Genomic DNA, 14303 nt, shown 5'->3' on the forward strand with positions numbered 1-14303 from the left:
CAAAAGCGGCTCCTTCGGAGCCGCTTTTTAAATTGGTTAATTTTTGCCCTAATCTAACTCAGGTTATCCATAAAACGATTTCATGCGAATTTTTCCCAATTCAGTATTGCGTCTAGGTATAATTAGCGCACCTTAAGGGATTGAGAGAAAACAGAGCTCTGGTTCAAGTTAATATTATTTATTAATGCTCGCTGCAAGAGAGGCGCGAGCAAGGAGTGAGCCATGAATGAAGAAATCCGCAAAAACTTATTAGCCAATGTAATTGTCCCCGGCATCTTGTCGATCATTGGAGTATTTGTTGGAGCTGCCTATCTATACGCATACGTGTTGTAACAAGATGGCGCTACACCGAACAATGAAAAGGCCTTTTTGTGAGTCCCAACCCACATTAAGGCCTTTTTTGTATGAGCGCGCTCGCAAATAACTGCGATAGCGCAATTAGCTGGCGGTACGTTTTTGATTCTGCCGCTTTTCCTCATACATATATTTATCCGCCAAGTCCCAAGCATGTTGTAATCCTCTAACCTCAGACACGCGTTTCGCCACACCCACGGAGGCAAACACGCCAGCATCACTTAGCTTACGCCGCACACGCTGAGCAAGTCGGTCTAAACCCTTAGCATCAGTTTCTACCGCGATAATACCGAACTCATCACCGCCAAGACGCGCCACTACATCCGCTTTTCGGCTCACCTCTTGCAATACCTCGGCTGTACGTTTTAGGAGTTCATCCCCTTTACTGTGACCATAGGTATCGTTAGTTTCTTTCAGGCGATCTAAATCGATAACCAAAACTCCAGCGGCGTGGCCAAATCGACGACATCGGTTCTCCTCTCTTGCCAGCATTGTTTCCCATGCATTGCGGTTGAAAATACCTGTCATCAGATCCGTTTGTGCTTCAAACTCCAAACGCTCGTTTTCCCGCTGCTGCTTTTCCAGTGCCAGTTCGTATTGCAATATGGAACTTAGCAATCGAGCAAACATCTGCACCATCTCTGTTTCGTTTTCTAGGCTTTGATCTTTCGGTTGCGCGTCTACCGCACATAAAGTACCAAACACAGTTCCATCTTCATGGGTCAAAGGAATACCCACATAGGCCCGAATAGGAATCAACTCATTAATTTTCGCTTCGACGTAGGCTGGCACTTTACGAGCATCAGGTGCAACCTGAGGCCCCTTTCCTTGCACCATACGCGAACAATAAGAATCCTCCCAGCGCATCACATTGCCAGGCTCAACACCGTAATGACTATCTTCCACATCAAGAACAATCCAATCGTCACCCTCAACACGGGTTACCATCCACAATGCAAAATCAAATCGATGCCGAAGAAATTTAAGAACATCGCGTGCAGCATCTGCAAACCCTTGTCCTTGCTTTTCATCAATGTGTAATTGCATAAACTTCCCATGGGCTCGACGCACAAACATTTGTGTCAGTTACTTATACGCTTAAATTTAGTAAATAGCTCACTTATAAAAAAAGCGAGGCATCATAACGATGCCTCGCTTCTCCAAAATATGTGGATAGACGCGGAAATGAAATCTTAAATAACTTCAACCGCTAGGGCTACAGCCTCGCCACCGCCAATACACAGTGACGTCATTCCTTTGTGCAAGTGACGCTGCTTTAGTGCATGAATGAGCGTGACTAGCAAGCGCGCACCTGAAGCACCGATAGGATGACCTAGAGCACAAGCACCACCATTCACATTTACTTTTTCAGGATCCAGATTCATATCCTTCAAGGCAATCATAGTCACCATGGCGAAAGCTTCGTTAATTTCCCACAAATCAACATCGTCTTTTGTCCAACCGGCTTTTTCTAGCGCTTTATTCATCGCACCCACGGGTGCCATGGTAAATTCAGAAGGTTTCTGTGAATGTGTCGCATGGGCAGTAATGCGTGCCAACGGCGTTAAACCGCGTGCTTTAGCGTCACTCTCGCGCATCAATACCAATGCTGCAGCACCGTCTGAAATAGAACTCGAGTTTGCGGCAGTCACTGTGCCATCTTTGGCAAATGCAGAACGCAGCGAAGGAATCTTGTCGATACGCGCTTTCCCCGGCTGTTCATCCACAGCAACGGTTACGTCGCCTTTACGATCTGAATAAGTGACCGCTGTGATTTCTTTCTCAAACCAGCCCTCAGTAATGGCTTTTTGAGCACGTTCCAATGAACGAATCGCAAAAGCGTCCATATCTTCTCGGGTAAACCCGTACTCATTTGCAGTATCTTGAGCGTAACATCCCATTGCCTTGCCTTCATAGGCATCCTGCAGGCCATCATACATCATGTGGTCAATGACTTGGCCGTGCCCCATCCGATAGCCGCTGCGTGCCTTGTCTAACAAATAAGGAGCATTCGACATGCTTTCCATGCCGCCTGCCACCACAACATCAGCCGAACCTGCTTTAATTAGATCGTGACCGAACATTACTGTTTTTAAACCTGAGCCACACACTTTATTAATGGTGGTCGCACCGGTACCGAGCGGTAGGCCCGCGCCAAGCATCGCTTGGCGCGCAGGGGCTTGCTTCAGTCCAGCTGGTAATACACAGCCCATAATCACTTCGTTTACATCGTCACCCTGAATTCCGGCGGAGGCCACAGCAGCGCGAATGGCGGTGGCTCCTAATTCTGGCGCGGTTACGGGGCTTAATTCGCCCATAAAGCCGCCCATTGGCGTACGTGTCGCACTGACAATTACAATTGCATCAGAACTCATAGGTTGTATCTCCAGCTAGATCAAAGCGTCCAAAAGTAAGGACGTGATGGGTGTCGAGGGCGTTATTGTGGAGAATAACACGCTCGATCGCTAATTTATGGGCCACAGAGCCCTTGAGGTGGGCGTAAATGAAGGCTTCCACCTGCCCGCCTCACAGCTAGGTCAATTCACCTAGCGCACTTTACGTTAACGTAAACTTCATGATAGCTTACCTTGTAACAATAAGGCATGGCAAGGTGCGACCATTATGAGCGAAGAATTTGCAATGAGCCCCGAGAGAGTTCGTCGAACTCAAGACACCTTCACCATTGGTGATCTATCCCGTGAATTTGACATTACTACCCGAAGTATTCGTTTTTACGAAGATCAGGGTCTCATCATTCCAGAGCGACGTGGTCAAACTCGCATCTATAAACAAAAAGATCGGGTACGATTAAAACTGATTCTGCGCGGCAAGCGACTCGGCTTTACCCTTGCGGAAACTAAAACTCTTTTTGATATGTATGAACGTGATGGCAGCAGCGTCAATCAGTTGCAAACCATGCTTGCCTTAATTGAAGAGAAGAAAAGCGCCCTGCGCCAACAACTAGAAGATATCAAAGTCGTATTACACGAATTAAGTGCCGTCGAGACCGGTTGTCGCACCGAACTTGCAACCAAAACAGCCAGCAGCGCGAACTAATTTTCAGGAGTATTTATGTTAAGCACGTACAAAACCTTTAATTTCGATTTGGGCGAAACCGCCGACATGTTACGAGACCATGTCAATGCGTTTGCCCGTGATGAAATAGCCCCACGCGCAGCTGAAATTGATGAAAAGAATGAGTTCCCCGCTGACTTATGGCAGAAGTTTGGTGATATGGGCCTACTCGGAATTACCGTCCCTGAAGAGTTTGGCGGTGCCGGAATGGGCTACCTTGAGCATGTGATTGCCATGGAAGAAATTAGCCGCGCATCGGCGTCAGTAGGCCTTAGCTATGGCGCTCACTCCAACTTGTGCGTCAACCAGATTAAAATTAACGGCTCCACAGAACAAAAGCACAAGTACTTACCAAAGTTAATCAGCGGCGAACATGTAGGCGCACTTGCGATGAGTGAGCCAAATGCAGGTTCTGATGTGGTCAGCATGAAACTTACCGCAAAGAAAGACGGTGACCACTTTATTCTAAACGGCAACAAAATGTGGATCACCAATGGGCCCGATGCCCACGTACTGGTTGTTTATGCGAAAACCGATCCCCGAGCTGGCTCAAAAGGAATCACCGCCTTTATTATTGAGAAAGATATGCCTGGTTTTAGTACTGCGCAAAAACTTGATAAGTTAGGCATGCGTGGTTCAAATACATGTGAACTCGTGTTTGAAGATTGCCGTGTACCCGCTGAAAACATTTTGGGAGAACTGAACCAAGGTGTGAAAGTACTGATGAGCGGTCTTGATTACGAGCGTGCCGTACTTGCTGCGGGCCCCATTGGTATTATGCAGGCCTGTATGGATGTCGTTGTCCCTTATATTCACGAACGTGAGCAGTTTGGTAAAGCCATTGGCGAATTCCAATTGGTACAAGGCAAAGTTGCCGATATGTACACTCAGATGAATGCTGCCCGCGCTTATGTTTACGCCGTTGCGAAAGCCTGCGATCGCGGTGAAACCACCCGTAAAGATGCCGCAGGCGCCATTCTCTATGCTGCTGAGTTAGCCACTAAACTTGCCCTTGATGCCATTCAGCTATTAGGGGGTAACGGCTATATCAACGAATACCCAACCGGGCGTTTGCTGCGAGATGCTAAGCTATACGAAATTGGCGCTGGTACTTCAGAAATTCGCCGGATGCTGATCGGTCGCGAAATTTTTGCCGAATCAAAATAAACGATTAATGCAAAAGGAGCCTCGTTGTGGCAATCCTCTCCAGTAAAGTAAATACCCGCGATGAGGGCTTTCTCACCAATGAGAAGGCCATGCAGGAGGTTCTCGCCGACTTACGCGAGAAAGCAGACCAAATCAAACAAGGCGGCGGTAAAAGTTATCAAGAGCGCCATGTTTCCCGAGGCAAATTGCTTGCTCGGGATCGCATTCAGCGGCTGCTTGATGCCGGAAGCCCATTCTTAGAAATCGGCCAGTTTGCCGCATGGGACGTGTACGAAGATTACGTGCCTGCCGCAGGCGTCGTTGCCGGGATTGGCCGCGTCAGTGGTGTGGAATGTATGATTGTGGCCAATGATGCCACCGTAAAGGGTGGCACCTACTATCCACTGACCGTGAAGAAGCACTTGCGCGCCCAAGAGATTGCCGAGCGCTGTCACCTTCCCTGCATTTATTTGGTCGATTCCGGCGGTGCTAATTTGCCGCGTCAAGACGAAGTATTCCCTGACCGGGATCATTTCGGACGGATCTTTTTCAACCAAGCCAATATGTCGTCGAAAGGCATTCCGCAAATCGCTGTGGTCATGGGTTTATGTACCGCCGGCGGCGCTTATGTTCCCGCCATGGCCGATGAATCCATTATCGTGAAGGAACAAGGCACTATATTCCTTGCCGGCCCGCCCCTCGTAAAAGCTGCCACCGGTGAAGAAGTCAGCGCCGAAGAGTTAGGCGGTGCCGATGTCCATACCCGGATTTCCGGCGTCGCTGATCACTTTGCTGTAAACGATGAGCATGCACTCGACCTCGCGCGCCGCTCCGTGGCTCGTTTAAATCGTCCGCAAAAAGCCAACCTTGACGTGGCTGAGGTGAAACCACCGCGCTACGCTGCCGAGGAAATTTATGGCATTGTTGGAACCGATTTGCGTAAGCCATACGATGTTCGAGAAGTGATTGCCCGTATTGTCGATGACTCTGATTTTGATGAGTTCAAGCAAAATTACGGCAATACCCTAGTGACCGGATTTGCACGAATTCATGGATATCTGGTCGGTATTATCGCGAATAACGGCATTCTATTTTCGGAGTCAGCGCAAAAAGGCGCGCACTTTATAGAGCTGTGCGCGCAGCGTAAAATCCCCTTGGTATTTTTACAGAATATTACCGGCTTTATGGTCGGTAAAAAATACGAAGCGGAAGGTATTGCAAAGCACGGGGCGAAAATGGTGACCGCAGTAAGTTGTGCCCAAGTGCCTAAATTTACCGTGCTGATTGGCGGCAGCTATGGTGCCGGTAACTACGGCATGTGCGGACGCGCTTACGATCCAACCTTGATGTTTATGTGGCCAAACGCGCGCATTTCGGTCATGGGTGGAGAACAAGCGGCAGGCGTCATGGCACAAGTGACCCGAGACGGCAAAGAACGTAAGGGTGAAACTTGGACTGCCGATGAAGAAAAAGCCTTTAAACAGCCGATTGTTGACACCTATGAACATCAAGGCCATCCCTACTACGCCTCTGGTCGACTATGGGATGACGGCATTATTGACCCTGCGCAAACTCGTACTGTACTGGGTTTAAGTATTAGTGCCGCACTCAATGCACCTATTGCCGACACACGCTTTGGCGTGTTCCGGATGTAAGGGAGCAAACCATGTCAAACAACTATGTAGAGCTGTCTATCGATGCCCAAGGTATTGCTTGGCTGACCATGAATCGTCCCGATGTGCATAACGCCTTCGACGATCGCATGATTACACAGTTACGGGCAGCCCTAAAACAAGCTGCAGATAGCCCAAAAGCACGTGTTCTAGTGTTACAAGCGCAAGGCAAAAACTTTTCTGCCGGCGCGGATCTAAACTGGATGCGTTCGATGGCAGAGAAGAACTTTGATGAGAACGTCGCCGATGCGGGTGAACTAGGTGCGCTCATGTGGGAGTTGGATCATCTCCCCTTGCCTACCCTCGCTCTTGTCAATGGCGCTGCATTTGGCGGGGCTGTTGGCCTGGTCGCCTGCTGTGATATGGCTATCGCCACCGCGCGTGCAAGTTTTTGTCTATCGGAAGTGAAAATTGGATTAATTCCAGCCGTGATCAGTCCTTATGTGGTGCGAGCGCTTGGCGAGCCAGCAGCGCGTCGATATATGCTCACTGCTGAGCGTTTTAGTGCGAAAACAGCCCTGCAACACGGCTTAGTCACTGCGGTATTAGAGGACGGTGACGAGGATCTTTTAGCGACCGCGCAACCTTTGATCGATGCCTTACTGAATAATGGACCCGCGGCGCTACAAGCGTGTAAATCGTTAATCGCGCACGTCAGCCAACACCCGCTTGATGAAGCGCTCGTGCAAGAAACCGCACGTCGCATTGCGCAGATTCGCGTCTCTGAAGAAGGCCAAGAAGGGCTAACCGCATTTTTAGAAAAGCGGCAACCTGCATGGCAATCCAAACAATCAGACGGAAAACAATAAGATGACCACAGTAACGCCAATTTCAAAAATATTGATCGCAAACCGAGGTGAAATTGCATGTCGGGTGATACGAACTGCGCGCGAAATGGGCATCAAAACCGTTGCTGTCTACTCAGATGCGGATCGTAATGCTCAGCACGTGATTCAAGCAGATGAAGCCGTATACATCGGCGGTAGCGCAAGCAGCGAATCTTACTTGCGCGCCGAACGCATTATTGCAGCAGCCCAAGAAACAGGCGCCCAAGCAGTTCACCCTGGCTATGGATTTCTCTCTGAGAACGAAGACTTTGCGAGCGCCTTAAGCGACGCCGGCCTGATTTTTATTGGTCCTCCGGTCGCCGCAATTGCCGCAATGGGCTCGAAAAGTGCAGCTAAGAAAATTATGCACGAAGCCGGTGTGCCTTTGGTCCCGGGCTATCATGGCGACGACCAAAGCGATGACTTACTCGCGGCTGAAGCAGAAAAAATTGGCTACCCCGTGCTTTTAAAAGCCGCATATGGCGGCGGTGGTAAAGGCATGCGCGTGGTGGAAACCGCCAGTGAATTTCATGAAGCCTTGGCGTCTGCTCGGCGTGAAGCCAAAGCAGGATTCGGCAACGATAAAATGTTGGTGGAGAAGTTTATAACGCAGCCTCGCCATGTGGAAATTCAAGTGTTCTGCGACCAACACGGCAACGCCCTGTATTTAGCAGAGCGTGACTGCTCGGTGCAACGGCGCCACCAAAAAGTGATTGAAGAAGCCCCCGCACCAGGCTTAACGCCTGAGTTACGCAAAGCAATGGGCGAAGCTGCCGTGCGCGCCGCGCAAGCCATCGACTATGTTGGCGCGGGCACCGTGGAATTCCTGTTTGATGAGCGCCAAGACTTCTACTTTATGGAAATGAATACGCGCTTGCAGGTAGAGCATCCGGTCACTGAAATGATTACCGGTATCGACCTTGTGGATTGGCAAATTCGTGTTGCTGCGGGCGATGTGTTACCGCTCGAACAAGATGATATCGAGCTAGATGGCCATGCCTTTGAAGCGCGAATCTACGCAGAAAATGCTAATGAAAATTTTATGCCGAGTACCGGCAACGTCACCTTCTTGCGTCATCCTGAAAATTCCCCCTACAGCCGTTGGGACAGCGGGATTATTCAAGGGGACGATGTGACTGCATTTTATGATCCGATGATTGCCAAGCTTATCGTTTGGGATGAAGATCGCGATTCAGCCCTCCGCCGTCTTCGCCATGCACTACGCGATACCCGTATCGCGGGTGTGACCACCAATACGGATTATTTGTATCGCATTGCGGATCATCAAGCATTTCGTGACGGCGCAGTGACCACCCGCTTTATCGAACAATATGGTGATGCATTGCTCGCGCAGGCTCCTGATCTTGATGAACAGGACGCACTGTTAGTACTTGCTGCACATATCATTCGCCAGCAACAAGCAAACCATGGCCAAGACCCTTGGAGTCAGGCGAGCGGTTGGCGAGTGAATGCCGCGGCCAAGCAACACATTGAATTGCTACCAAATAACTCAGACACCCCGGTGAAAATGAATTTAACCCAAGACGGGAATACCATTCATTGGGCCGACGCAGACCGGACAATTACCCTGCTGCCCCATGGCGCTGTTGCGGTTGGCAATAAGCGCTTTACGCCGGAAGTGGCTGAAGTGGGTACTGCCCTTACCTTGTTTAGTGATTATGGCCGTTTCGACGCCCGTCGCTATGATGCAGTTGCGGAACTGATTCACGAAGAAGAGGCCGGAGCACTGACAGCGCCGATGAATGGCACTATAGTCGCTGTCAATGTAAAAGCAGGCGATACCGTCACGGAAGGCCAAGCTTTAGTGATTATGGAAGCCATGAAAATGGAGTACACCATTCGCGCGCCCTTTAACGGCAGTGTCGACAACGTATTCTTTGCCGCCGGCGAACTCGTAAGCGATGGCGCGGAACTCATTAGCCTCACAGCTGCGGAGTAACTATGGCATTACCAACGCAAGTTCGCATCGTTGAAGTAGGCCCGCGCGATGGTCTACAAAATGAAAAAGCGGTGTCGAGCGACGCCAAAGTCGCCCTGATTAACGCCTTAAGTGGCGCCGGTTATCAAACGATCGAAGCGGGCAGTTTTGTAAGCCCTAAATGGGTGCCACAGATGGCGGACAGTGGTGATGTGATGCGGGCTATAAAACGCCACGCCGGTATACGCTATACCGCGCTCACCCCGAATCTGAAAGGATTTGAGCTTGCGATGGAAGCTCAGGCCGACGAAGTGGCTATTTTTGGCGCGGCATCAGAAGCCTTTAGTCAAAAAAATATTAACTGTTCTATCGCTGAATCACTAGAGCGTTTTGCCCCTGTGATTGCGGCGGCGAAAGCCCAAGACATTCCCGTGCGCGGTTATGTTTCTTGTGTGCTCGGTTGCCCCTATCAAGGTGAAGTGCCCATCGCCGATGTAGTGCGTGTGTCCAAAGCGCTCTACGACATGGGCTGCTACGAAATATCCCTTGGTGATACCATTGGCGTTGGAACCCCGTTAGCGGCCCAACGCATGTTAGAGGCGGTTGCCAAAGAAGTACCTATGCACCATCTGGCCCTGCACTTCCATAATACCTACGGCCAGGCGTTAGCAAACATTGCGGCCTGTTTACCTATGGGCGTGCATGTGATTGATAGTGCGGTAGCTGGTCTTGGCGGTTGTCCTTATGCCAAAGGTGCCAGTGGTAATGTTGCCACTGAAGATGTGCTCTACATGCTTGAGGGTATGGGCATCGAGACCGGTATAGATTTGGACGCTGTGATTACAGCGGGCCATGATATTTGTGCGGCCCTTGGCAACAAGCCCCGTTCTAACGTGAGCCTAGCGCGCTTGGCCACAGGCACGACATCTTCATCCTCCAACGAATAATAAAAAGAGAGCCGTGATGACAACGAATGCAACCCAATTATGGGCCCCCAAGCCGGAAGCGATCGAAAAAACGCAAATGACCCAATTTATGCGTGCTATCGAAAAACAATATGGGGTTTCATTTGCCGGTGACTATCACTCGTTTTATCAATGGTCGGTGAGTGAAAAAGAGCAGTTTTGGTCGTTCCTGTGGGATCATTTTGATGTCATCGGAGAAAAAGGACATACGATTCTGCGCGATGGCCACAAAATGCCAGGCGCACAATGGTTTCCCGAGGCCTCGTTAAATTTCGCAGAGAATCTTTTACGCTATCGCGATGACCGCCCTGCCGTTGTTTTTACCAACGAGCTTGGCGAGCGAACCGAGATCACCTATCAAGCGCTATATCAACGTACCGCTCAACTCGCGGCAGCGCTCAAGCAGCAAGGGGTAGTCGCTGGCGATAGAGTTGCAGGTATGTTACCCAACTGCATTGAAACCATTATTGCCATGTTAGCCACCACCAGTTTGGGTGCGGTGTGGTCGAGCTGTTCACCGGATTTCGGGGAGCAAGGGGTATTAGACCGGTTTGGACAGGTTGAGCCCAAAGTGATGCTCGCCGTGAACGGTTATTATTACAACGGCAAAACCATTGATATAAGCGACAAAGTAAACGGAATTCGGGCACAGTTGCCCACCCTAGAAACCTTAGTCGTCATTGCCTTTACCCCAGACGCCCACACCATTACTAACGCAGTGGCTTGGAACGATTATTTAATTTCCGACGCGAAGGACATCCATTTTGTGCCGCGCCGGTTTAACGATCCGCTTTATATTATGTTTAGCTCCGGCACGACCGGCGTCCCTAAATGTATCGTGCACGGTATTGGCGGAACATTACTGCAACATATCAAAGAACAAGCGTTACACACCGATATTACGCGCGATGATACCTTCTTTTACTTCACCACCTGTGGCTGGATGATGTGGAATTGGCTGGTTTCTGGACTCGCATTAGGTGCACGTTTAGCGCTCTTTGATGGTTCTCCTTTCTACCCTTCTCCAGCGGCGATGCCCGATCTTATTGATCGCGAAGGTATCAGCGTATTTGGAACCAGTGCCAAGTATCTAGCTGCATTAGAAAAAGCCGGTGAAAAACCACGACAAAGCCACCAGCTATCGCAACTTCGTAGCATCCTCACCACCGGCTCTGTACTGGCGCCTGAAAGCTTCGATTATGTTTATCGCGATATCAAGCCAGACCTGTGCTTAAGCTCCATTTCTGGTGGCACTGATATCGTTTCGTGCTTTGCACTTGGTAATCCGAACCTGCCGGTCTACCGAGGGCAACTACAATGCAGAGGCCTCGGCTTAGCCGTCAATGTCTATAATGACGCCGGCGAGCCGGTGATTGCTGAGAAAGGCGAATTGGTCTGCGAACAGAGCTTTCCTTGTATGCCTACCGGGTTTTGGAACGATAGCGATGGCAGCAAATACCACAGCGCTTACTTTGATCGCTTCGACAATATTTGGGCCCATGGTGATTATGCGGAACTGACCCCGCAGCAAGGCGTGATTATCTATGGACGCTCCGATGCGGTGCTTAACCCCGGCGGCGTGCGCATTGGTACTGCAGAGATCTATCGGCAAGTAGAGAAAGTAGATGCGGTACTTGAGAGCATTGCCATTGGTCAGCGCTGGCAAGACGACGAGCGCATCGTTTTGTTTGTAAAACTTCGGGACGGCATCGAATTAACCGATGAATTACGTCATGAAATCAAACGTGTGATTCGCGCCAATGCAACGCCGCGACATGTTCCTTCAGTTATTCTGCAAGTGGCCGATATACCTCGGACAATCAGCGGAAAAATCGTTGAGTTAGCTGTTCGGCAAGTTGTACACGGAGAAACCGTGAAAAATACCGACGCTCTGGCGAACCCAGAAGCGCTCGCCTATTTTAAAAACCGCGCTGAACTGTCGTAAACGAGAGACTAACAGCTGCTATTTGCGTAAAAAACTTAAAGAACGTGATGCACGATTGCGTTCTTTCTTTATTTGCGTAATGATGGAAATGGCTCAAACAAACATAATGATAATAACAACATGCGCAAACTGAGAAAACACAGGGAAGCCATTATTGCCGGGCTAACAGGAGTAGTGCTTACACTACTTCTGACCTTCTCGTTGCGCTATGCAGATAACGTCAATATTCGCGATCAACTGGATGCCGAGCTTTATTCACTGCAGCTTGAAGTACGCCGTGAACTGCAGTCTCATATGTTCGGATTCACCTGGATAAGTCGACAAGGGCTGAATGGCCCAGCGTGGGTGTCTGAAGGTGAAACCATCACCTCCTATTATCGTCATTTCCGCACCTTGTATTGGATTACGCCAACCGGCGACATTAGCGCTCGCTATCCTGCTGTGCAAACACCGTCGCAGGTTCCTCAAGACATCCAGCTTTGGTTGCCTAAATTTAATCACGGGGTGCGCTATCTCATCTCCGCTGATGGTATGGGCGAGCACCCTGCAGATCTGCTGTTAATTGTTCCCCAATTAGAAACGGAGCCGAATGGATATTATGCGGGTCTACTAGATACCAATCGTCTCCTTCACCTCATTGTCGGCCGCCATATTGTCGAAGGCTCTCAATTTCGGGTGATGCGTCAATCGGACGGTGGGATTCTATTTAATTACGCCAATGATGATAGTTTGCGGGTTCAGTGGGGCTCTGATCGCGTATTCCAATTGTTCGGTGAAAGCTGGCACATGGAGCTCTGGCCCTCTCCAGCTCGCCTGCAAAGCATGCGTAGCAAACTTCCCCTGTTGGTGCTTATTTCTGGTGCTCTCGTCACCACCCTCATGACTTTTGTGTTGTACTTGCTCGGAGTGAGTCGTGTGCGTGAGCGCATGCTCAAAGAAGCCAATCGAGAGCTTTATGACGAAATCGAAGAGCGTGAAAAGATTGAAAAACGCGTCGCCTACCTTGCAGAGCACGATTCTCTCACCGGCTTAGCAAATCGCAATGCAGTTATCGCCCACCTGAAGTCTGAAATCATGCGGTTGCGTGAACAGAAAGAGTTAATTGGTGTGCTTCTGATCGATCTCGATCACTTTAAAGAAGTTAACGATACCCTCGGACACAACATTGGTGATGCCCTACTCAAACAAGTGGCAGCACGGTTATCCGAATTGCATGTTGGGCGCTCCTTGCTTGCGCGGCTCGGTGGTGACGAATTTGCAATTTTAGTAAGCGACTTACAAGAGCAAAAAGATTTAGAAGACTTCGCTGACGAAGTGATTGCTGCCCTCGATACCGCGTTTCATGTGGAAGGCTATGAAATATTTGTCACCGGTAGTATTGGGATTTCATTAACCCAAACCGGTGAAGAAGACGCCGAGGAACTTATGCGGCACGCAGACACCGCACTGTACCGAGCAAAAGATAAAGGCCGGAATATTTGGCATGTGTATAGCCAAGAACTTCATGATGAGCTCAGCGAACGACTGGATCTGTCGAAGAAGTTACGCTACGCCATTGAACAGAATAAATTAGTGGTTTATTACCAGCCGCAAGTTGATATGACCACGCGCAAAGTGATTGGCGTTGAGGCCCTCGTGCGTTGGATTGAAGATGATGGCAGTATGATTGGCCCCGATCGCTTCATTCCTATCGCCGAAGATTCAGGACTGATCGTGCCAATTTCCGAATTCGTTTTGCAAACCGCGTGCCGTCAACTAGCCCGCTGGCGCGATCTTGGTTTTAATGATTTACGCGTCTCCGTGAATATTTCCGGTCGCCTCTTCCAACTGCCCGATCTGACCGAGCAAATTCTGTTTGCCGTGAAGAGTGCCGGTATTCCAACGGCTTTCTTAGAGCTGGAGCTCACCGAACAAGTACTTATTGAGAATAGCAGCGCCCATACTCAATTTATGCACGATATGCGTGATAACGGCATTACGTTAGCCATCGATGATTTTGGTGTGGGTTATTCGTCGTTGTCATACCTCAAACACTTCCCGATTAACGCCCTAAAAATTGATCGATCATTTGTTAAAGATCTTCCCGATGACAAAGATGACGCAACGATTACGCAAACCATTGTGAGCCTCGCTAGAAATTTAGACATAGGTATTGTTGCTGAAGGGGTAGAAACTCAGGAACAAGCCGATTTCTTAATCGCCCGCGGTTGTACTATCGGTCAGGGCTTTTATTACAGTCGTCCGCTCCCAGCGGATGAACTCACTCAATTACTGACGCAGCCAGATGGCGTAATTCCTGTTAAAATAAGCTAATTGTCAGTTTTTCGAAGAACTATGTAGGAGTTTTCACTATGGCGGACCAAGCTGTGGAACGCGAAA

At 49.6% G+C, this 14303-nt stretch carries 10 protein-coding genes; 8 read left to right on the top strand and 2 right to left on the bottom strand.

All coding sequences use genetic code 11. From position 1 onward, the window contains the following. Window positions 1–438: 438 nt before the first annotated feature. Window positions 439–1401, bottom strand: coding sequence for a sensor domain-containing diguanylate cyclase (locus HXZ99_RS03660; protein WP_194755898.1), 963 nt, complete (start codon window positions 1399–1401; stop codon window positions 439–441). Window positions 1402–1547: 146 nt separating this feature from the next. Further along, complete coding sequence (locus HXZ99_RS03665) at window positions 1548–2729, bottom strand: acetyl-CoA C-acyltransferase (protein WP_194755899.1); 1182 nt, start codon at window positions 2727–2729, stop codon at window positions 1548–1550. A gap of 247 nt (window positions 2730–2976) precedes the next feature. On the opposite strand from HXZ99_RS03665, the gene HXZ99_RS03670 reads away from it, so the two are divergent. The 8 genes from HXZ99_RS03670 to HXZ99_RS03705 all read left to right on the top strand — a co-directional run bounded on the left by HXZ99_RS03670 (window position 2977) and on the right by HXZ99_RS03705 (window position 14237). Beyond that, entirely contained in the window at window positions 2977–3411 is a 435-nt protein-coding gene (locus HXZ99_RS03670) for a MerR family transcriptional regulator (protein WP_228517532.1), read from the top strand. 15 nt (window positions 3412–3426) lie between these two features. Next, window positions 3427–4596 carry an isovaleryl-CoA dehydrogenase gene (locus tag HXZ99_RS03675; RefSeq protein WP_194755900.1) on the top strand — a complete coding sequence of 390 codons (1170 nt, stop codon included), beginning with the start codon at window positions 3427–3429 and terminating at the stop codon, window positions 4594–4596. 26 nt (window positions 4597–4622) lie between these two features. Beyond that, window positions 4623–6230 (top strand): carboxyl transferase domain-containing protein, encoded by a 1608-nt coding sequence (locus tag HXZ99_RS03680; protein WP_194755901.1) that lies wholly within the window; start codon window positions 4623–4625, stop codon window positions 6228–6230. A gap of 11 nt (window positions 6231–6241) precedes the next feature. Next, window positions 6242–7057 (top strand): enoyl-CoA hydratase-related protein, encoded by an 816-nt coding sequence (locus HXZ99_RS03685; protein WP_194755902.1) that lies wholly within the window; start codon window positions 6242–6244, stop codon window positions 7055–7057. A gap of 1 nt (window position 7058) precedes the next feature. Continuing rightward, complete coding sequence (locus tag HXZ99_RS03690; RefSeq protein ID WP_194755903.1) at window positions 7059–9035, top strand: acetyl/propionyl/methylcrotonyl-CoA carboxylase subunit alpha; 1977 nt, start codon at window positions 7059–7061, stop codon at window positions 9033–9035. A gap of 2 nt (window positions 9036–9037) precedes the next feature. Continuing rightward, window positions 9038–9961 (top strand): hydroxymethylglutaryl-CoA lyase, encoded by a 924-nt coding sequence (locus HXZ99_RS03695; RefSeq protein ID WP_194755904.1) that lies wholly within the window; start codon window positions 9038–9040, stop codon window positions 9959–9961. A gap of 16 nt (window positions 9962–9977) precedes the next feature. Then, on the top strand, window positions 9978–11924 hold the full coding sequence (locus tag HXZ99_RS03700; RefSeq protein ID WP_194755905.1) for an acetoacetate--CoA ligase: 1947 nt from the start codon (window positions 9978–9980) through the stop codon (window positions 11922–11924). Window positions 11925–12044: 120 nt separating this feature from the next. Then, window positions 12045–14237 carry a putative bifunctional diguanylate cyclase/phosphodiesterase gene (locus HXZ99_RS03705; RefSeq protein ID WP_194755906.1) on the top strand — a complete coding sequence of 731 codons (2193 nt, stop codon included), beginning with the start codon at window positions 12045–12047 and terminating at the stop codon, window positions 14235–14237. Window positions 14238–14303: the final 66 nt, after the last annotated feature.

This window comes from Aliidiomarina indica, from assembly GCF_015354615.1.
GTDB lineage: Bacteria > Pseudomonadota > Gammaproteobacteria > Enterobacterales > Alteromonadaceae > Aliidiomarina > Aliidiomarina indica.

Coding starts and splice junctions, on each gene's coding strand:
- HXZ99_RS03660 (WP_194755898.1), bottom strand. CDS start 1,401: ATGCAATTACACATTGATGAAAAGCAAGGACAAGGGTTTGCAGATGCT.
- HXZ99_RS03665 (WP_194755899.1), bottom strand. CDS start 2,729: ATGAGTTCTGATGCAATTGTAATTGTCAGTGCGACACGTACGCCAATG.
- HXZ99_RS03670 (WP_228517532.1), top strand. CDS start 2,977: ATGAGCGAAGAATTTGCAATGAGCCCCGAGAGAGTTCGTCGAACTCAA.
- HXZ99_RS03675 (WP_194755900.1), top strand. CDS start 3,427: ATGTTAAGCACGTACAAAACCTTTAATTTCGATTTGGGCGAAACCGCC.
- HXZ99_RS03685 (WP_194755902.1), top strand. CDS start 6,242: ATGTCAAACAACTATGTAGAGCTGTCTATCGATGCCCAAGGTATTGCT.
- HXZ99_RS03690 (WP_194755903.1), top strand. CDS start 7,059: ATGACCACAGTAACGCCAATTTCAAAAATATTGATCGCAAACCGAGGT.
- HXZ99_RS03695 (WP_194755904.1), top strand. CDS start 9,038: ATGGCATTACCAACGCAAGTTCGCATCGTTGAAGTAGGCCCGCGCGAT.
- HXZ99_RS03700 (WP_194755905.1), top strand. CDS start 9,978: ATGACAACGAATGCAACCCAATTATGGGCCCCCAAGCCGGAAGCGATC.
- HXZ99_RS03705 (WP_194755906.1), top strand. CDS start 12,045: ATGCGCAAACTGAGAAAACACAGGGAAGCCATTATTGCCGGGCTAACA.